General features: G+C 71.4%; 16 protein-coding genes and 2 pseudogenes. 9 read left to right on the top strand and 9 right to left on the bottom strand.

What is annotated here, in order from left to right; genetic code table 11:
- Positions 1-326: 326 nt before the first annotated feature.
- The 3 genes from IEZ15_RS09290 to IEZ15_RS09280 are packed head-to-tail and all read right to left on the bottom strand — an operon-like array spanning position 327 to position 3,163.
- The gene (locus tag IEZ15_RS09290) at positions 327-893 is read right to left on the bottom strand and encodes an FHA domain-containing protein (protein ID WP_114247354.1); all 567 of its coding nucleotides are present in this window, start codon (positions 891-893) and stop codon (positions 327-329) included.
- 49 nt (positions 894-942) lie between these two features.
- Positions 943-2,595, bottom strand: a complete 1,653-nt coding sequence (locus tag IEZ15_RS09285) for a transposase (protein ID WP_189275701.1) — start codon at positions 2,593-2,595, stop codon at positions 943-945.
- Positions 2,588-3,163, bottom strand: a complete 576-nt coding sequence (locus IEZ15_RS09280) for an IS607 family transposase (RefSeq protein ID WP_189275699.1) — start codon at positions 3,161-3,163, stop codon at positions 2,588-2,590. Before IEZ15_RS09280 ends, IEZ15_RS09285 begins: the two co-directional genes overlap by 8 nt.
- 267 nt (positions 3,164-3,430) lie before the next feature.
- Between IEZ15_RS09280 and IEZ15_RS09275 the strand changes: the two genes are divergently transcribed.
- Positions 3,431-4,327, top strand: coding sequence for a GNAT family N-acetyltransferase (locus IEZ15_RS09275; RefSeq protein ID WP_373302540.1), 897 nt, complete (start codon positions 3,431-3,433; stop codon positions 4,325-4,327).
- Between the two features lie 351 nt (positions 4,328-4,678).
- Positions 4,679-4,864, top strand: a pseudogene (locus IEZ15_RS09270) (GNAT family N-acetyltransferase); the annotation flags it as partial.
- Here the strand turns inward: IEZ15_RS09270 and IEZ15_RS09265 are convergent.
- Complete coding sequence (locus tag IEZ15_RS09265) at positions 4,836-5,966, bottom strand: alpha-L-fucosidase (RefSeq protein ID WP_189275694.1); 1,131 nt, start codon at positions 5,964-5,966, stop codon at positions 4,836-4,838. The pseudogene IEZ15_RS09270 and the gene IEZ15_RS09265 overlap by 29 nt on opposite strands.
- Before the next feature lie 69 nt (positions 5,967-6,035).
- Here IEZ15_RS09265 and IEZ15_RS09260 point away from each other — a divergent pair.
- A pseudogene (locus tag IEZ15_RS09260) lies at positions 6,036-6,227 on the top strand (MFS transporter); the annotation flags it as partial.
- Here IEZ15_RS09260 and IEZ15_RS09255 read toward each other — a convergent pair.
- Positions 6,216-7,583: a GH1 family beta-glucosidase gene (locus IEZ15_RS09255; protein ID WP_189275692.1), complete on the bottom strand. Its 1,368-nt coding sequence runs from the start codon at positions 7,581-7,583 to the stop codon at positions 6,216-6,218. The pseudogene IEZ15_RS09260 and the gene IEZ15_RS09255 overlap by 12 nt on opposite strands.
- Positions 7,584-7,782: 199 nt before the next feature.
- On the opposite strand from IEZ15_RS09255, the gene treZ reads away from it, so the two are divergent.
- Positions 7,783-9,564, top strand: a complete 1,782-nt coding sequence (gene treZ / locus IEZ15_RS09250) for a malto-oligosyltrehalose trehalohydrolase (RefSeq protein ID WP_189275690.1) — start codon at positions 7,783-7,785, stop codon at positions 9,562-9,564.
- 93 nt (positions 9,565-9,657) lie between these two features.
- Positions 9,658-10,266, top strand: coding sequence for an aldo/keto reductase (locus IEZ15_RS09245; protein WP_308427393.1), 609 nt, complete (start codon positions 9,658-9,660; stop codon positions 10,264-10,266).
- A gap of 9 nt (positions 10,267-10,275) precedes the next feature.
- Here IEZ15_RS09245 and IEZ15_RS09240 read toward each other — a convergent pair whose 3' ends face one another.
- Together IEZ15_RS09240 and IEZ15_RS09235 are read right to left on the bottom strand one after the other, a co-directional pair.
- Positions 10,276-11,403, bottom strand: a complete 1,128-nt coding sequence (locus IEZ15_RS09240; RefSeq protein WP_114247348.1) for an aminopeptidase P family protein — start codon at positions 11,401-11,403, stop codon at positions 10,276-10,278.
- 69 nt (positions 11,404-11,472) lie between these two features.
- The gene (locus IEZ15_RS09235) at positions 11,473-12,108 is read right to left on the bottom strand and encodes a nucleoside/nucleotide kinase family protein (RefSeq protein WP_189275688.1); all 636 of its coding nucleotides are present in this window, start codon (positions 12,106-12,108) and stop codon (positions 11,473-11,475) included.
- 134 nt (positions 12,109-12,242) lie between these two features.
- On the opposite strand from IEZ15_RS09235, the gene IEZ15_RS09230 reads away from it, so the two are divergent.
- Together IEZ15_RS09230 and IEZ15_RS09225 are read left to right on the top strand one after the other, a co-directional pair.
- Positions 12,243-12,635 carry a VOC family protein gene (locus IEZ15_RS09230; protein WP_114247346.1) on the top strand — a complete coding sequence of 131 codons (393 nt, stop codon included), beginning with the start codon at positions 12,243-12,245 and terminating at the stop codon, positions 12,633-12,635.
- A 47-nt stretch (positions 12,636-12,682) separates the two neighbouring features.
- Positions 12,683-12,898 (top strand): hypothetical protein, encoded by a 216-nt coding sequence (locus IEZ15_RS09225; protein WP_189275686.1) that lies wholly within the window; start codon positions 12,683-12,685, stop codon positions 12,896-12,898.
- Positions 12,899-13,017: 119 nt separating this feature from the next.
- Here the strand turns inward: IEZ15_RS09225 and IEZ15_RS09220 are convergent, their stop codons facing one another.
- Positions 13,018-13,677 carry a LuxR C-terminal-related transcriptional regulator gene (locus tag IEZ15_RS09220; protein WP_114247345.1) on the bottom strand — a complete coding sequence of 220 codons (660 nt, stop codon included), beginning with the start codon at positions 13,675-13,677 and terminating at the stop codon, positions 13,018-13,020.
- Positions 13,665-14,894 carry a sensor histidine kinase gene (locus IEZ15_RS09215; protein ID WP_189275684.1) on the bottom strand — a complete coding sequence of 410 codons (1,230 nt, stop codon included), beginning with the start codon at positions 14,892-14,894 and terminating at the stop codon, positions 13,665-13,667. The genes IEZ15_RS09220 and IEZ15_RS09215 overlap by 13 nt, the downstream gene beginning before the upstream one ends.
- Before the next feature lie 164 nt (positions 14,895-15,058).
- Between IEZ15_RS09215 and IEZ15_RS09210 the strand changes: the two genes are divergently transcribed.
- The gene (locus tag IEZ15_RS09210; RefSeq protein WP_114247343.1) at positions 15,059-15,784 is read left to right on the top strand and encodes an ABC transporter ATP-binding protein; all 726 of its coding nucleotides are present in this window, start codon (positions 15,059-15,061) and stop codon (positions 15,782-15,784) included.
- Positions 15,781-18,426 carry an ABC transporter permease gene (locus IEZ15_RS09205; protein ID WP_229845809.1) on the top strand — a complete coding sequence of 882 codons (2,646 nt, stop codon included), beginning with the start codon at positions 15,781-15,783 and terminating at the stop codon, positions 18,424-18,426. Before IEZ15_RS09210 ends, IEZ15_RS09205 begins: the two co-directional genes overlap by 4 nt.
- Positions 18,427-18,486 lie beyond the last annotated feature (60 nt).

The following is an 18,486-nucleotide window of genomic DNA, read 5'->3' as shown; positions in this document are numbered from 1 at the left end:
GGCGCCGGTGTGCGGCGCGGTTCCTCACCAGCGGATCACCGACGGGGGCGTTGCGCAGTCGGTGCACGGCCGTCCGGGTGACGACGGTGTGCCCGGTCCGGCCGGGTATCGGTCCGTGGGCGACCGGGGCAGAACAGCCAGGAGACTGCGCGCAGATCCGTGAACGCGGCGGCGGCCCCGGTCAGCTCGACTCGGGGGATGCGGCCGTGCTGGACGACCACGACCGTCCGGCGCTCTCCGGCGCGGTCGGCGAAGCCTGTTTCATCCTGGCCGGCCGCGGCCTCCGTCCGCAGTCCTGCTGCCGCCTCGCCGGGCCTGCGTCCGGCTCAGGCCGGGGGCCTGAGGACGGGCGCGGAGAGCCGGAAGCTCATCCGTCCGAAGCTCACCTGGTCCCCGTCGCGGACCGGGACCGTACCCGTGACCCGCTGTCCGTTGACACAGGTGCCGTTGGTCGAACCGAGGTCGCGCAGCAGCCAGCGGCCGCCCTGCACCGTGAGTTCCGCATGGAGCCGGGAGACGGTCTCGTGGTTGAGCCGCAGCCCGTTGCCCGGATCGCGGCCGATCAGCAGGGGGTAGGGGCTGGGAGTGGGGAGCAGGAGTTTCGGAAGGCGTTCGGTCTGCCAGACCCGGCGCACCCGGCCGGGGAAGCCGGACAGTCCGCTCACGACCCGGAGTATCCGCCGTGCCCAGCGGTCTTCGCTCTCCAGGTCGGCGGTGAGCGCCTCCAGCTCCTCCGAGCGCCGGGCGGTGAGGGCCAGTTCCATGCGCCGCATGAAGGTGTCATGGGACAGCTTGCCCTGTGCCGCGCCGTCTCTGAGCACGCCGAGAACACGGTCGCGCTGGGCGTCGGACAGCCGCGCGGGATACGTGTGGAACTCGAAGGGGGACGTCACGGAGCCAATTGTCGGGCCGACCGCCCCGGAGTGTCCAGAACAACCGTTCCTAATCAGTGAGCAGGAGTGAGTCTTGGACCCACTGCCCGGCACTGCGCGCATCCCGAACGGTTTTGGATGCGCTGGTCGCCCGCGTTCCCTGGTGTGTCCCCGTTCGGTCACGCGCATCGTGTGCACGCTCCGTGACGGGGCGGCGGGTTTCGTCACGCCCCCGGACACCACGGTCGGCCTGGACGGTCCGATGCCCACGACGATCATTCCGGTCGTCGCGGGGCGGTGCCGTCCGTCGCCGGATCGGGTGTCCGAGGGCGCGCCTGCCAATCGCGATACCAGCGGCATCGTGACGGGACATCTTGCGTCGCGGGGTGACCAGTGGCTTGCGCCAGTGCTCGTCTCCCCACTGGGAGGTGTAAGCCGGATCGACTGCCACGATCGACAGGCCCGTCTCGGCTGCCATGGAGACAATCCGAGCTTTGAGTCTGCCGGTCGGGATTCCGGAGATGAGCTGCCGGAACCGTTTCTTGCGGCCGTGCTTCTCGCGGGTCGTCTCGGCGGTGAAGTCCAGGTCCTCGATCGCGACGGCGTTGACGCCGATGCTTTTCGCCCAGTGCAGTACCTGGGTGATGGCGTGCCGGATCTGCGCGTCCCTGTGGTTCGCGGTGCCGGACAGGGCGTAATGGAACCTGCGGGGCTCGCCGATCGGGTTGCCGTGAGTGTCGAGTCGGTAGGCGGCGAAGTGGTCGGCGTTCGTATCGACGCCGATCACGCCCTTGGCGCGGGCGGTGGCCAGGGGGATCGTCTGGACGACGGGGCGTTGCCAGGATGCGGTCAGGTACCAGCGCCCACGGGCCACGTCCAGGTGGATGCGGTAGGCCACGGCCCGGTTGGCGTCGATGCGGTCCCGCCACTCTGCGCCCCGATGCGCGAACGCGACCTTCGCGGCCAGGACGTACCTGCCGCGTGGGGCGTTCGCCAGGTGCGCGAGCGGTGCGGGCAGCTTGATGGACACCTCGCCGTCGGGGGTGACACGGATCGTCTCGTTCCCGAAACGCTTCCCCGACTCCCCGTCGGCAGCCAGGAACCAGCGCTCGGCCTCCCAACGCTGACGCCACTGTGCTTCGGTGAGCTGCGCGGCTTCGAGGTTGTGACGGTTACGGGCCAGTTTCTTCCCGCCGCGCACGACGTGCACGATCCCGTTCTCCCGGTCGGCTGTCTCCTGGGCAAGCCGGTCCTCCAGGGTGGCCAGGCGGCGGGACTTCTGGAACCACTCGCGTCCGGAGCGGTAACCGCCCGGAGCCCGCTTCGTGCCGGATTCCCCGATGGGGAGTGACAGGCGGTGCCGTAGCGTCTGGACACCGGCCTCAAGAGACTTGATATGCGCGAGCTGACAGCGCCGTGACAGCGCCCACTGGTCATGGGTGGCCTTGGTGATGCTCCCGGCCCAGCGGGACGAGGACTCGGCGGTCAGCCCCTGTTTACGAGCCGCCCACTTCTCGCAGTCGTGTTCGCTGCCATCCGCGCAACGAGCCTTGAGGTCACGGGAGGCGAGCACGCCCAGGTGCCCACCCATCAACCGCAACACCTTGCCATCCTGCTCGGCCAGGTCCTTGAGCCGGTCGCGTATCGCCACCCCGGACGGCCCCAGCGCCACGAACGGAGGGTCGATGGACCGCAGTTGCCTCTTCTTCCTGGGTTCAGCCATGCTCGGCCGCCTCAAGGGCCTTGCGTGCCCGGTTCTTCGCGGAGCGGCGGCCGTACAGGCGGGCACAGAACGAGGTCAGCACCTCGACCATGTCACGTACCAGGTCGTCTTCGACCTCGCCGTCATCCAGGACCACCAGGCGGCGGCCAGTCGCAGACAGTGCGGCCTCGACCAGTTCGACGTTCATCCGGCCAAGCCGGTCCTTGTGCTCGACCACAACGGTCGTCACGTCCGGGTCGGCCAGCAGACGCCGGGCCTTGGTCCGCGAGCCGTTCACCCCGGAGGCGATCTCGGACTCGACCCGCACCACCCGGTGCCCGGCCTTCGCCGCCCACTTTGACAACCGTGCTGTTTGGCGCTCCAGGTCCGGCTTCTGATCGTGCGAGGAGACACGGGCATACAGACCCACCCCACCCGTCACGGACGGTGGGGTGTTCGCGTCGATGTTGACCAGGATCACACGCGGTCCGACTCGCTCAGCCGGGACCGGAAGCGTGCCCTCACGGAACCAGCGATACGCGGTATGCGGATGCACGCCGTTCGCCACTGCCCATTCCTTGAGGTTCATACAGCGAACCTAACATGCACTCAAAGGCTGCTATACGTACTAGAGTTCACTTAAACACCAACAGTTCCCTACCCCGCTTCCGGCCTCCTGACCTGCACGGAACACCTGCTCCGGAATTTCTGAGCAGTGCCGGGAAGACGTTGCTACTCTCTCCCGCCGCAGGCCGCCCGTCGATCGCCGCATGCCTTCTGCGCGCCTCAAGGAGACTTTGTGACCCATGCACCACAGGAGTTGACCATCCGTCCGCTCGCCGGTCCGCAGGAGCTCATGCTCTTCCGCCGGCTGTCGTACGTACTCGATCACGAGCTCGCCGAAGACCTGGAGAGCGGGCGTCGCCGTCCCGAGTGGATGTGGGTGGCGCTGCGCGGCGAACGCGTGGTGGCGCGGATCGCCTGGTGGAGCCAGGGCGGTGACATACCGCTGTTTCTCGACTTCTTCGACCTCGACGACACCCTGCCCGAGCCCGAACGCGGCAAGGCGGGCCTGCGACTGCTGGAGGCGGCGACGGCAGCGGTCGTGCCCGCCGGTGCCCCACGCCCCGAGTACGGACGCTTTGTACCGGCCGACTGGCGCGAGGACCCCGCGGCCCGTGATGTCGTCGAGGCCCGGATACGGGTCATGGAGCGCTCCGGTGCGCGGATGCTGGTCGAGCGGCTGCGCCTGGAGTGGCGCGCCGGTACGCCGGTCCCCGCCGACAGCGGCCGGCTGCGGTTCCGCCCGGTCGACGGGCGGGAGGATCTCCTCGCGCTGATGACACCGGTGATGGAGGGCACCCTCGACGCCCACGGCCGGGCCGACCTGGCATCCGGACTCGACGCCCGCGGGGCGGCCGAGAAGCACTACGACGAGGAGCTGGCGACGTACACGACACCGCGCGAGTGGTGGCGCATCGCCGAACTCCCGGGCGGTGAACCCGTCGGGTTCGTGATCCCGGCGCGCAACAACTACAACCCGGTCATCGCCTACATCGGCGTGCTGCCCGCCCTGCGCGGCCACGGCTACATCGACGACATCCTCGCCGAGGGGACCAGGGTGTTGGCCGCGCAGGACGGCGTGGAACGGATCCGGGCCTCAACCGACCTCGGCAACGTCCCGATGGCCAAGTCCTTCGAGCGCCTCGGGTATGTGAACTTCGAGCGCTCCTTCGACATGGTCTGGGATTGATCCCGTGGACGGTCCACCGGACTGCCGGTTACGGTGACCACCCGCCCGAGAGCCGAGGAAGGTCCTGGTTCATGGGCAGTTCAGCTGATGATCGTGGCGTCCGAGCTGGTTGTTCGCGTGGTGGACATGTCCGCCACGGACGAAGCCGTCGGAGCAGGGGAAGCCGTCACACGCCGGCCGTTCTTCCACTGCGTCGGCGCCGGACGCGGACGCCGGCGATCAGAAGGGCGGCACCCAACAGCAGGATTCCCGGGATCAGCGCCTTGAGTGCGACACCGCCGGACGCTTCGGCCGGCTGCGGCCGGGGCGATGCCTTGGCTGTGCGGGAATCCGATCTTCGCACCGGCGGCCGGAACAGTACCCGAGCAGCGCGGACACGGCTACGGGTACGACCTGCTCGCCGAGTGCACACACTTCCTGGCTGCGGAGGGCGCCGAGTTCATCGCGGGCGCCACCGACCGGGGCAACGCGCCGATGGTGGTCGCGTTCGCCCGGGCCGGCCATCGCATCAGCCAGGAACGCATCCATCTGGTGTGATTTCAGGGGTGAGTTCCGCCAGCCAGTCCAGGCGGAGCTGCTGCTCGGCGGGGATCGTCGCATCCTCGCCGCGCGGCCCCACGTTGAGCAGCAGATTGCCGCCCGCGGACGCCGTCTCCCGTACCAGCGAATCCAGCGCGTCCCGGCCGAGAAACGCCTCGGGCGGGGAGTTGCGGTTGTAGCCGAAGCTGTGGTCGATGCCACGGGTGATCTCGTACGGGTCGGGGCCGGTGTAGCGGGCGAATTCGGGTGTACGGAAGTCGTAGTAGGGGGGTTTGCGCGGGACGAAGCCTTCGCCCTGGGCGATGGTGCGCTGCTCCCAGCGGTCGTACAGGGCCTTGGCGCCCGGGAGTTGCAGTGCGCGCCACATCGGTGTGTACGGGAACAGCCGGTCGTTGACGACGCCGTGCGGGACGGTGAAGCGGTAGTACTCCACAAGCCGCTGGACGTCGGAGCGGGAGCCGGGCCACGCGATATCGTTCCAGAGGATGTCGGGGCGATAGCGGCGGATCAGTTCGCGCATCTGGGCGCCCGCGTACGCGGGGTAGCTACCGCGCGGGACGGCCGAGACGGTGTCCGCACCGGTACCGATGGGCCGGTCGTCGAAGGTCCAGTCGAGGCCGCCGGAGTAGTAGACGCCGAAGGAGAGCCCCTCGGCCCGTACGGCTTCGGCGAATTCACCGACCACGTCGCGCGAGGTGTGCCAGCCGGCGCGGTGCGGGTTGCCGACCTCGGAGGGCCAGAGACAGAAGCCGTCGTGATGCTTGGCGACGAGGACGGCGTAGCGGGCGCCCGCGGCGCGGAAGCTGCGGGCCCAGGCGGCGGGGTCCCAGGTGTCCAGGGCGTCGTTGAAGTCGCCCCCGAAGGCGGTGTACGGGCGGGTGCCGTAGGTCGCGCGGTGGTGGGCAAGGACGGGGCTGTCGGGGAAGCGGAGCGCGTTCTCGTACCACTCGGCGTACGACGTCCAGCCGAGCGGCGAGCGGCGGCCCGCCAGCGGCAGCTCGTCCGCGGGAACGTACGGCGGGGCCCAGCCCGGTACGGAGGCGGGCGTCCAGTGCACAAAGATCCCCAGTCGGGCTCGGGACCACCATGAAGCAACCATGGCGCGAAGTATTGATCACACTGGGGGTCGTTCGTAAGATCCGGGCACCTCCGGGGCACCGTGCCGGACCCGGCGGCCGTCGACCGGGCGAAGGACCTGGGGGTCATCAATATCGCCAACTCCGCACCACAGGTCCTCGGCCCGGCACTGGCCGCGCCGATCGTGGCGTACGCGGGTGGCTGTGCCGGGCTGTATCTGGCGTCGACCGTGGTGACGGTGGTGGGCGGTGTGCTGGTGTGGCGGATCAGATCAGTGAGCTGAGCCGCCGGTGCCGGTCTTCTGCGCACGGATCAGATCGCGGTACCAGGCGTACGAGTCCTTGGGCGTCCGGCGCAGCGTCTCGTAGTCGATGTGGACCAGCCCGAACCGCTTGCTGGCGCCCTCGGTCCATTCGACGTTGTCGGTGAGCGACCAGGTGAAGTAGCCGCGGACGTCGACGCCCGCGTCGATGGCCGTCCGCAGGGCCTTCAGGTGCCCTTCGAGGTAGGCGATCCGGCGGGTGTCCCGGGCCGGCTCGTCGACGGCGCAGCCGTTCTCGGTGATGTAGAGCGGCGGGAGCCGGTCGCCGAAGCGGCTGTGGAGCTGGACGAGGGTCTCGCGCAGGCCGTCGGGGACGACGGGCCAGCCGAAGTCGGTCTTCTCGTAGCCCTCTATCTCGCGGATGCCGAAGGGGAGTTCGGCGGGCATCTCGAAGCCGGAGAAGGACTCCAGGGCTTCCGGGTTCGGGGCGCCGACAAGGGTGGGACTGTAGTAGTTGACCCCGTACCAGTCGATCGGGGTGGAGATGGTCGACAGGTCGTCCTCGACCGGGCCCGGCATCAGCGCGGCGAAGTTCTCGTCGGGGTAGCGGCCGGTGAGGATCGGGTCGGCGAACATCCAGTTGGTGATCGTGTCGTACAGCCGCGCGCCCAGGCGGTCCTCGTCACGGTCCCCGGCGGTCCAGACGGGGGTGTGCGAGACGGCGATGCCGATGTTGTCGGCGCCCGCGCCGCGCAGGGCGCGGACGGCCAGGCCGTGGGCGAGGAGCTGGTGGTGGGCGGCGGGCAGCGCGTCGAAGAGGAGGGCGCGGCCCGGTGCGTGCTCGCCGAGGGCGTAGCCGAGCATCGTCACTTCGGCCGGTTCGTTGATGGTGATCCACATCGGTACGCGGTCGGCGAGGCGCTCGGCAACGATGCCCGCGTACTCGGCGAAGCGGTAGGCCGTGTCCCGGTTGAGCCAGCCGCCCGCCTCGTCCAGCGGCAGCGGAGTGTCCCAGTGGTAGAGGGTGGGGGCCGGGGTGATGCCGTGGGCGCAGAGTTCGTCGACGAGGCGGTCGTAGAAGTCGAGCCCCTGCGGGTTGACGGATCCGCTGCCGCCGGGCACCACGCGCGGCCAGCTGACGGAGAACCGGAAGGCGTCGGCGCCGAGGCCGGCCAGGAGGGCGACGTCCTCGCGGTAGTGCTGGTGGAAGCCGGTCCCGCGGGTGGTGTCGGTGCCGTCCTTGATCCGTCCGGGCTGCGCGGCGAAGGCGTCCCAGCCGGAGGGGCCCTTGCCGTCGGTGTCGGACGCCCCTTCGGTCTGGAACGCCGAGGCGGAGGCTCCCCAGAGGAAACCGGGCGGGAACGACGGCACATTCATCTCGGCCTCCACAGCCGTAAGTAGGGAGTGCGTATGGAAAGGAGTGCGTATTGCGGAGTGCGTATTGAGCAGAACCTGGCGGGGCAATGATCAGAACCAGACCTTAATCGCCAGTAACGGGCTCGATCCAGTGTCGCGAGTCAGTCGTCGCGGCTGATGCCGACCATGGGCACGGGGGCGAGGAGACGAGGAGCGTTGCATGCTGTTCGAGGTATGGGCACCGGATGCGGACTCGGTCGAACTGCGGCTGGCGGGTGCGCCGCGGGCCATGGGGCGTGATCCCCTGCGGGCCGGCTGGTGGACCACCGAGGCGGAGGCGTCGGACGGGGACCGCTACGGCTTCGTGCTGAACGGGGGCGCGGACGGCGGGGCCGATGGGCCCGTGCTCCCCGATCCGTGCTCGCGCCGTCAGCCGGACGGGCCGGACGGCGAGAGCGCCGTCGTCGACCACTCGGCGTACACGTGGCGCAACGACTGGGCGGGCCGGGGGCTCCCGGGCGCCGTCCTGTACGAGCTGCACATCGGTACGTACACCGACGAAGGCACCTTCGACGCCGCGGCGGCCCGGCTCGGCCATCTCGCCGAACTGGGCATCACCCATGTGTCGCTGATGCCGGTCTGCCCCTTCCCCGGGACCCACGGGTGGGGGTACGAGGGAGTGTCGCTCTGGGCCGTGCACGAGCCGTACGGTGGCCCGGAGGGCCTTAAGCGTTTTGTCGACACGGCGCATGGTCTCGGTCTCGCGGTCGTCCTGGACGTCGTCCACAACCACCTCGGCCCGTCCGGCAATCACCTCCCGGCCTTCGGCCCGTACTTCACCGAGACCCACCACACGCCGTGGGGCGCGGCGGTCAACCTCGACGCGCCCGGTTCGGACGAGGTCCGGGCGTATCTTCTGGGCAGCGCGCTCGCCTGGCTGCGCGACTACCGGCTCGACGGACTGCGGCTGGACGCGGTCCACGCCCTGGCCGACACACGGGCACTGACCTTCCTGGAGGAGCTGTCCACGGCGACCGACGCGCTCGCCGCCGAACTCGGCCGTCCGCTCTCGCTGATCGCCGAGTCCGACCTCTGCGACCCGCGGACGACGACACCGCGCGAATCGGGGGGCATCGGCCTGCACGCCCAGTGGAACGACGACTTCCACCACGCCCTGCACGCCGCACTCACCGGTGAGTCCCAGGGCTACTACGCGGACTTCGCGGCCGCCCCGCTGGCCGCCGTCGCCAAGACCGTGACGAGCGCGTTCTTCCACAACGGTACGTACTCCAGCTTCCGCGGCCGTACCCACGGCCGCCCCGTCGACATCACCCACACCCCGGCCCACCGCTTCGTCGGCTACGCCCAGACCCATGACCAGATCGGCAACCGGGCACTGGGCGACCGGCTCTCCGCCACGCTCTCGCCCGGTCTGCTGGCCTGCGCCGCGGCCCTCGTGCTGACAGGGCCCTTCACCCCGATGCTGTTCATGGGCGAGGAGTGGGGCGCGCGCACCCCCTGGCAGTTCTTCACCGACCACACCGACCCGGCGCTCGCCGAGGCGGTCCGGGTCGGCAGACGGCGGGAGTTCGCGGCGCACGGCTGGGCGGCGGACGACATTCCGGACCCGCAGGACCCGGCCACCCGGAACCGCTCCTGCCTGGACTGGAGCGAACCGGCTCAGGAGCCGCACGCCCGTCTGCACGCCTGGTACCGCGAGTTGATCGCCCTGCGCCACACCCTGCCCGACCTCTCCGACCCGGACCTGGCATCGGTGCGGACCGCCCACGACGAACAGGCGCGCTGGCTGGCATACCGGAGGGGAGATCTGCGGATCGCCGTCAACCTCGGCGAGAAGCCGGCCACGATCCCGCTGGGCGGCGGCCGGCGCCGCGGAGGCGGAGGCAGAGTCCTGGCCGCGTGGGTGCCGGTGGAGTCCCCGGGCGGAGACGGGCTGCTGCATCTGCCGCCGGAGTCGTGCGTGGTGCTGGCCGACGACTGATCCCCGGGGGCGCGTGGCACGGCGCTTGCCTTCGGGGGCGCTCCGACTCGTACGGTCATGGCCATGAAACAGTGATTCCTCGGCAGGACAGGACTGCGCGTCAGCGAACTGTGCCTGGGCACCATGACGTTCGCCAGGGCGGGCGACGAAGCTGCGGCCCACCGCATCCTCGACACCTTCACCGAGGCGGGCGGCACCTTCATCGACACGGCGGACATGTACGACCGCGGTGGCTCGGAGGAGGTGCTCGGCCGCCGGCTCAAGGGGCGCAACCGCGACGACCTCGCCATCGCGACCAAGGTGTGGGGGCCGCTGGACGGCGGCCGGCCGTCCGGCAAGTACCGGCGCGGCGTGACGGACGCGCCCGCCGATTCCCGCGCGGCCCGCAACCGGGCGAACAGGGGCGACGACTGGCGGCGCCGGGACAACGAGGAGACCTGGCAGGTCGTGGACGCCGTCCTGGCCGTGGCCGAGGAAGCCGGCCGCACCCCCGCCCAGGTCGCACTCCGCCGGCTCCTCGGGCGGCCTGGCGTCACCGCCCCCATCATCGGGGCGCGCACGATCGAGCAGCTCACCGACGGTCTCGACGCCGTGGGCCGGGAGCTGACGGCCGACCGGACGGCGAGGCCGGACGCGGCGAGCGCCCGCCCGCTGCCGTATCCGTACGAAGTCCTGGAGCGGCTGAGCGACCGTGACCGGTAGGGCCGGGCGCTACTCGACGATCGCCAGTTCGCGCGCGGTGCTGTTGAGACGTCGGCCACCGTCCTCGGTCACGGTCACGATGTCCTCGATCCGGACACCGAACCGGCCCGGCAGATAGATGCCCGGCTCCACGGAGAAGCACATCCCGGGCACCAGCGGCTGCTCCTCGCCCTCGATCATGTACGGCGGTTCGTGGGTGGTGACGCCGATCCCGTGGCCGGTGCGGTGGATGAAGCGCTCGCCGTAGCCGAACTCGGTGATGACGGCGCGGGCCGCGCGGTCGATCTCCTGGCAGGCGACGCCGGGCCGGACCGCGTTGCAGCCCGCCTCCTGGGCCTCCCGCACGATGTCGTGGACCCGCTGCTCCTCGGCGGTGGGTTCGCCGACATGGACCGTACGGGAGGTGTCGGAGCCGTAGCCGTGCTTGAGGCCGCCGAAGTCGAGCACGACCATGTCGCCCTGCTCGATGGTGCGGTCGCCCGCCTCGTGGTGCGGGTTGGCGCCGTTCGGGCCGGATCCGACGACGGTGAAGTCGACCTGGGAGTGCCCGAACCGCTTGAGCAGATCGGCCAGATCGGCGGCGATGTCGGTCTCCTTGCGGCCGGCGAAGCGCACCTTGAGGATCTCGCCGTACGTGGCGTCTGCGGCGGCCCCGGCAGCCGCGAGCCGCTCCAGCTCAGCGGCGTCCTTCACCGCGCGCAGCATCGGCAGGGCCTCGGTGAGGGAGACATACGAGGTGTCCGGAAGCGTCCGCTGCAGCCCGAGCAGATGCATCGCCCAGGCGTTGTCGCTGACCGCGAACCGGCCCCGGCCGTCGAGCAGCGAGGCGGTGACGGTGTACGGGTCCTTGCCGTCGGTCCAGTCCCGGAGGGTGAGGGCGGGCGCCCCGACGGCCTTCTCGGCGTCCGGGGCCTCCAGGGTCGGGACGACCAGGACCGGGTCCTGGCCCGGTGTGAGGACGAGGACGGTGAGGCGTTCGGTGTTCACGGGCCGGTAGCCGGTGAGGTGGACGAGATCGGGCCCGGGGGCGACCAGCACTCCCGCGAGCCCGGCCTCGGCGGCGCTCTCGGCGGCACGCGTCATCCGGGCCCGGTAGTCGTCGGCGGTGAACGGTACGGGCTGGTTCGGGCTGGACATGCGGACCTCCTGGCGACGCGACACGGCATACAGCATCCTGCCCGTACGCGCCCGTCCACGCGAGCGGGGTCAGGTTTCCGGGTGCAGCCGTACGACGAGGCCGGCGCGGGAGCGGCCCCGTTCGACCAGGCGCGCGTTGGGTTCGTCGGACTCGGTCACCCATTGCTCCGCGTACGGCCGGGGCTTGCCGAACCGCACATGCCGGTCGACGAGCCGGCGTACCCGCAGGGCCGGTTCGAGTTCCAGGAACCAGGCCTCGTCCAGCAGCCGGTGTACGGACGCCCAGGCCCCTTCGTCGTGCAGGAGGTAATTGCCCTCGGTGACGACCAGCGGGATGTCCGGGGGTACGGGGACGGCCCCGGCGATCGGCTCCTCCAGGGCGCGGTCGAAGGCGGGGGCGTACACGGTGGTTTCCGGTTCCGGGAGGCGCAGGCGCCGGAGCAGGGCCGCGTAACCGGCGGCGTCGAAGGTGTCGGGGGCACCCTTGCGGCCGGCACGGCCGAGCCGTTCCAACTCGGCCCGGGCGAGGTGGAAGCCGTCCATGGGGACGAGGACGGCGAGGCCGTCGAGAGCGTCGACGAGCTGGGCGGCCAGGGTGGACTTCCCGGCTCCGGGCGGTCCCGCGATGCCGAGGATCCGGCGGTGGCCGGGGACGGCGAGGCGCAGGGCGCGCGCCGTCAGCCCGGTGAGTTCGCTGATGTCCATGCAGGGCATTGTCCCGCCGCGCGCCCGACGGATGTCATGGCGGTGCGGACTGTGCGGGTCCCGCAGAGGCAGGTAGTGTTACGTATAACAAACTGGCTTACCGCACCGTTGCCCGCCCCCGTCCGAGGAATCTCATGCCGCACATCGCCCTGGTCACCCTGGTCGTCCGCGACTACGCCGAAGCCGTCTCCTTCTACACGGACGCCCTCGGCTTCGAGCTGGTGGAGGACACCGACCGGGGCGACGGCTCGCGCTGGGTGGTCGTGCGGCCGCGCGGCACGGAGGGGACCGGGCTGCTCCTGGCCCGTGCCAAGGACGAGGCGCAGCGGGCGAGCATCGGTGCACAGACGGGCGGCCGGGTCGGCTTCTTCCTGCACACCGAGGACTTCGCGGGCGACCACGCCCGGATGCTGGCCGCCGGGGTGCGGTTCCTGGAGGAGCCGCGGCACGAGGCATACGGATCGGTGGCGGTCTTCGAGGACCTTTACGGCAATCGCTGGGATCTGCTCCAGCCCACGCGGCCCTGACCTGCGGCGCCTGCGTCTGCGTCTGCAGGAGTTGTCGGTGGTCACCGTTGCGTTGGGCACCTGACCGACCGTGCCCTTCACCGGCTGCGCACCCGTCCGGGCTCGCCGAACCGGCGGCGGCGCGGACCGATCTCGCGCACGAATCGCTGACCGGGGCGAAGATCCTGATGAAGCGCGCGAAGTGGCAGGTGAAGGCAGGCATCGGCGAACTGGCCCAGGAGGCGAAGTGGGCCGTGGCCCGCATGAAGGACCAGCCCGGCTGAGTGACCTGCCCTGCCGGACACGCGCCGCACGACCGGCGCCGCTGAACGAACGGACCGGGCGAGACCGTACGCAACCGGCCCGGCCGGACAGTACCGCCGTCGACCGGGCACGGCGCGCGTCAGCGCGTGCCCTTGCCCTCCAGATACGCGAGCACCGCAAGCACCCGCCGGTGCACCGTGCCGTCGTCCGCTTCCAGGCCGAGCTTGGCGAAGATCGAGCCGATGTGCTTGCTCACGGCCCGTTCCGTCACCACCAGTTCGGTGGCGATGGTGCCGTTCGCCTTGCCCTGTGCCATCAGTTCCAGGACTTCACGCTCGCGCGGAGTGAGGCTCTGCAGGGGTTCGGCCGACGACTTGCGGGTCAGCAACTGGGTCACGACCTCGGGGTCGAGCGCAGTGCCGCCGCCCGCCACCCGGTCGAGCGCCTGGAGGAACTGGTCGACGCGGCCCACCCGGTCCTTCAGCAGATACCCGATGCCCTGGGCGCCCTGGGCGAGCAGCTCGGCGGCGTACGTCTCCTCGACGTACTGCGAGAGGACCAGGATCGGCAGTTCGGGCATCTCCGCGCGGGCGGCGAGTGCGGCGCGCAGCCCCTCGTCGCGGAAGGTGGGCGGGAGCCGTACGTCGAGCACGGCGGCGTCCGGGCGGTGTTCCAGCAGGGCGGGCAGCACCTCGGGCCCGGTCGCCGCGTCGGCCACCACCTCGTGACCCGAGCTGGTGAGCAGCAGGATCAGCCCCTCCCTCAGCAGCGCGTTGTCCTCGGCGATCACGATCCGCACGGCAGCTCCACTTCGATGTGCGTCGGCCCCCCGGTGGGGCTGTTGATGCGGGTGGTGCCGTCGAGGGCGGCGATCCGTCGCCTGATTCCGACCAGCCCGCTGCCGGCGCGTTCGTCCGCGCCGCCATGACCATCGTCCCCGATGGCCACCCGCAGGGCGCGGGGGGTGCGGTCGATCCGTACGGTCGCGGCTGTCGCGCCGCTGTGTTTGCTGATGTTGGTGAGGGCCTCGGCGATGACGAAGTAGGCGGCGGCCTCGATCGCGGCCGGCAGCCGTCGCCCGTCCTCGACACCGTCGAGCTCCGCGGTGACGGGCACGCTGACGTCGGCGGCCAACGCCCGTACCGCACCGGCCAGGCCACGGTCCGTCAGTACGGGCGGATGGATGCCGCGCACCACGTGCCGCAGTTCCGCGAGGGCCGCCTCCGCGCCGTCCTGTGCCTCGTCGAGGCGGATACGCGCGGCGGCCGGGTCGCGGTCGAGGAGCTGTTTGGCGAGGCCGATGCGCATCGACAGGGCGACGATCCTGGCCTGAGCACCGTCGTGCAGATCCCGTTCGATGCGTCGCAGTTCGGCGCCGTGCGCCTCGACCGCCCCGGCCCGGCTCTCGGTCAGCTGGGCGATCCGGTCGGCGAGCGCGGTGGACGGCGAGGAGGTGAGCAGGGAACGGGTCCAGCTCGCCGACAGATCCGCGAGTACGGAATGCCAGCGCAGCACCCATCCCCGGCGCGCGGGCATCGGTGTCCCGTACTCGTCGGCGGCCCGCCGGTCCAGCAGGTGCACGACGTGCAGCGCGGCCCCGTCGACGAGGAGCCCGACCGGCCACAGCACCATCGTGAGGTAGCCGAGGGCATTGCCCATGAGCGCCTGGAGCGGCAGCCAGAGCGCGTCGCGCCAGACCGTCGGGTCGGTGAGTACGCGTCGGACCCGCTCGGAGAGTTCACCGCCGTCCAGCGGTGGATACGGCGTCGGCGTGAACGGGACGCCGAGCCGCGCGGCGGCCCGACGGCGCTCGAACTCCGCGAACCGGCGCAGCACTTTGGCGGCCTCGGGCAGGGCGGGCAGCCCGATGATCACGACCGCGAACATCAGGGCCGCCACCACCAGGAAGGTGCCCACATATGCGAGCAGCGCGATCGGAATGCCGATGAACAGATAGCGCGACGCATCCCACGAACGCCGGATGGCGACTGTCAGTGGGGCGGGAGTGGTGCTCATGACACAGCACGTTACGGGGGTTCACCCGCCACCGGAGTGGGGGCCTCCCCCCGACCGTGGTGGAGCTGGCTGAACCCCCTGTCCGGGAGCGCGCACCCTCGCCCGGGAACCTCCTTCTTCATAGCGTTTATGCAGGTCAGAAAGTACGGGGCAAAGAAGGAACGGTGGAGTCGACGGTGGACACGAACACAGCGGTGCGGGCGACCGCGCTGAGTCTGGAGTCGGTGAGCCGACGCTACGGACGGCGTGGCGGCGGCGGCCGGGAGGCGATCGCGCTCGACGCGGTGAGCTGTGCGGTTCCGGCCGGGAGCTTCACCGCGGTGGTGGGCCCCTCGGGATCGGGGAAGAGCACGTTCCTGCAGTGTGCGGCGGGCCTGGACCGTCCGACGGCGGGGACGGTACGGGTCGGGGGCACCGATCTCGGCTCGCTGTCCGAGGCCGCACTGACCCGGTTGCGCCGTGACCGGATCGGCTTCGTCTTCCAGTCGCACGCCCTGAATCTGGTGCCTTCGCTGAACATCGAGGAGAACGTCGTGCTGCCGCTGGTGCTGGCGGGCGCCGATCCGACGGACGAACGGGTGTTGGCTCGCGGCCGGGATCTGCTGGCCCGGGTCGGCCTGGCGGGCCGCGGCGGGCAGGGCCCCGCGACGCTCTCCGGCGGCCAGCAGCAGCGGGTCGCGGTGGCGCGGGCGCTGGTGACCGAACCCGATGTGATCTTCGCGGACGAGCCGACGGCGTCCCTGGACCCGGAGTCGGCGTCGCTGGTGCTCGGTCTGTTGCGGGACGCGGTGCGGATCGACGGCCGTACGGTCGTCATGGTCACCCATGATCCGGTGGCGGCGAGCTGGGCCGACACCGTGCTGACGATGGACGGCGGCCGGCTGCGATGAGCACGGGTACGGGCATGGGCACGAGTACGGACACGCGAAGGCCTCACGCGGATGTGCGGTCCGGGGTGCGGCAGGCGTCGGCGTTCCTCGCCCGGCGTTCGCTGAAGACTCATCGCCGGGCCTGGGCCGCGGTGTTCGCGGCGACGACGGCCGCGGCTGCGCTGATCGGCGCGTTCGCCTTCGTCGTCGGTTCGCTGCTGTCGGCGCAGCCGCCGGTGGAACGTCACGCCGGGGCCGACGCGGTGGTGACGGCCGACCAGAAGGTGACGTACACGGCGAAGCCGTGGGGCAGCGAGCCGCAGACCGCGACGACGTATCTGCCGGAGCGGGTCCGTCTCGACCGCTCCGCGGTGGCGAAGGCGGCCGCCGCCGACGGGGTCGCGAAGGCCGTCGCGGACGATTCGGTCCCGGTGGCTGTGGGCGGCGGGAGCAGTGGTACCGGGGCCGGTGGGACGTCGGCCGTCGGCCGTTCCTGGGCGTCCGCCGCACTCACTCCGTACCGGCTGACGGATGGACACGCGCCGAGGACATCCACCGAGGTGGTCATCGACAGCGTGCTTGCGGCCGCAGCCGGGAGCAAGCCCGGCAGTCATGTGACATTGCAGGTCGACGGGGCTCCCCGGACGTACACCGTCAGCGGCGTCGCCGTCACCGGTCACCGGGGCGCCGCCCCCGCCGTCTTCTTCACCGAGCAGCGGCTGACCGCGCTGGCGGGACACCCGGGCACGGTGGACGCCATCGGCGTCGTCGCAGAGAAGGGTGTGTCGGCCGACGAACTGCGGGCGTCACTGGACACCGCACTGCCCGACCGCACACACGGCGACCGCGAGGTCCGGGTCCTCACCGGCTCGGAACGCGGGCAGGCCGAGTACGTCGACGCACTCGGCGCACGGGGCGAACTGCTCCCGCTGCTCGCCTCCATCGCGGGAACGGTCCTCATGGTGGCGCTCCTGGTGATCGCCACCACCCTCTCCCAGGCGGTCCACCAGCGCTCCGGTGAACTGGCGCTGCTGCGCGCAGTCGGGGCGACGCCCCGGCAGCTCAGGTCGGCAGTCGGCCGCGAGGTGAGCCGGGTGGCATGCGCCGCCGCGGTGCTGGGCGGGATCGGGGCCGTACCGCTGGGGCTGCTGATGCGGTCGTTGCTGACCACGGACCCGCTGCCGCTGCCCGTGCCGGTGTGGCTGCCGTTCGCCGCGGGCGCCACGGCCGCGGTGCTCGTCGCGTCGGCGGCCCGCCCGGTGTCGATGCTCGCGGCCAGGTCCGTCACCCGGCTGCGGCCCGCCGCGGCGCTGGGCGCGGCCCGTGCGCCCGAGCCGGGCGAGCCCGGCCGGCTGCGTACGGCCGCAGGAGTGGTGCTGGCCGTCGCGGGTGTCGGTTCGGCGGGCGCGGCAACGGCGCAGGGCGGGCAGGCCGCCGCGGTGGCCGCTTCTGGTGCGGCGACGTCGCTGATCATCGCGGTGGCGCTGCTCGGTCCGTGGATCGCCCGGGTGGCGATGCGGGTGCTCGGTACACCGGTACGGCGTGTGGGCGGGGTCTCCGGGTTCCTGGCCGCCAGGTCCGCCGCCGCGCACCATCGGCGCCTCGGTGCGGCGATCACCCCGATCGTGCTGGTCGTCGCGTTCGTCTGCGTACAGCTGGCAGCCGCCTCGACGCTGGAGCGGGCCTCCGACCGGCAGGCCGCTGCCGCGCTCCGGGCGGACCTCGTGGCGACCGGTCCGGCCGCCGGACTGCCGGCCGATGCGGCGCAGGCGGTGCGCAAGGCTCCCGGGGTGCGGGCGGCGACCGGTGTGCTGCGTTCCAGCGTCGTCCTCGCCCACCGGGAGATGGGCGATCCGAAGCTGGACCGGTTCCCCGTGCTGGGTGTGACAGCGGACCAGCTGCCCGGCACGCTCGACCCGCACGTCACGGCGGGTGATCTGGCGGACCTCACCGGCAGGGGCACGGTCGCGGTCGGCAAGGACCGGGCCGCCGACCTCGACATCGCCACCGGCGACTCGGTGAAACTCCGCCTGGGTGACGGTACGCAGGTGCGGCTCCGAGTGGTGGCGCTCTACGAACGGGCCCTGGGACTGGGCGAGTTCATGCTGCCGCGCGAGGCCCTGGCCGGGCATGTCTCGGCACCGCGCGACCAGCAGATCCTGATCCGCTCGGCGGACGGCGGGGCGGCCTCGGCTGCAGCGCGCGCCCTCTCCCCTTACACGGGTGTGCAGGTCCGTACCGCGACGGCGGACGACGTACGGATCGCCCCGCCGTCGTCGGACCAGGACAACGCCCTGGTCATCATCGGTGTCGGGGTGATCGGCGGCTTCGCCCTGCTCGCGGTGATCAGCACTCTGTCCCTGATCACGGTGGGCCGCCGCCCCGAATTCCGCCTGCTGCGGATGGTCGGCGCGGGCCGGCGCCAGGTGAGGCGGATGCTGGTCCTGGAAACGGGACTGGTGACGGTGGCGGGCCTGGCCATCGGCACACTGGTCGCGGCGGTCCCGCTGGTGGCGTTCGCGGTGTCGACAACCGGTTCGGTTCCGTATCTGCCGCCGGTGCGGTACGGGGTGCTGGCACTGGCCGTGACGGTGGCGGCGGGTGCGGGGGCGATGTGGCCGGGCTCGTCCGGTGGCCGGTTCGTCCTCGGGCGCCGAGCCTGAGCCCGTCCGGCGGTTGAGGGTGACGCCTGCCGCCGAGGCGCGTCACGGAAGGCGGACGCA

The sequence above is a fragment of the Streptomyces atratus genome (assembly GCF_014648655.1).
Taxonomy (GTDB): domain Bacteria; phylum Actinomycetota; class Actinomycetes; order Streptomycetales; family Streptomycetaceae; genus Streptomyces; species Streptomyces atratus.
This window is presented reverse-complemented; position numbering and strand designations above follow the sequence as displayed.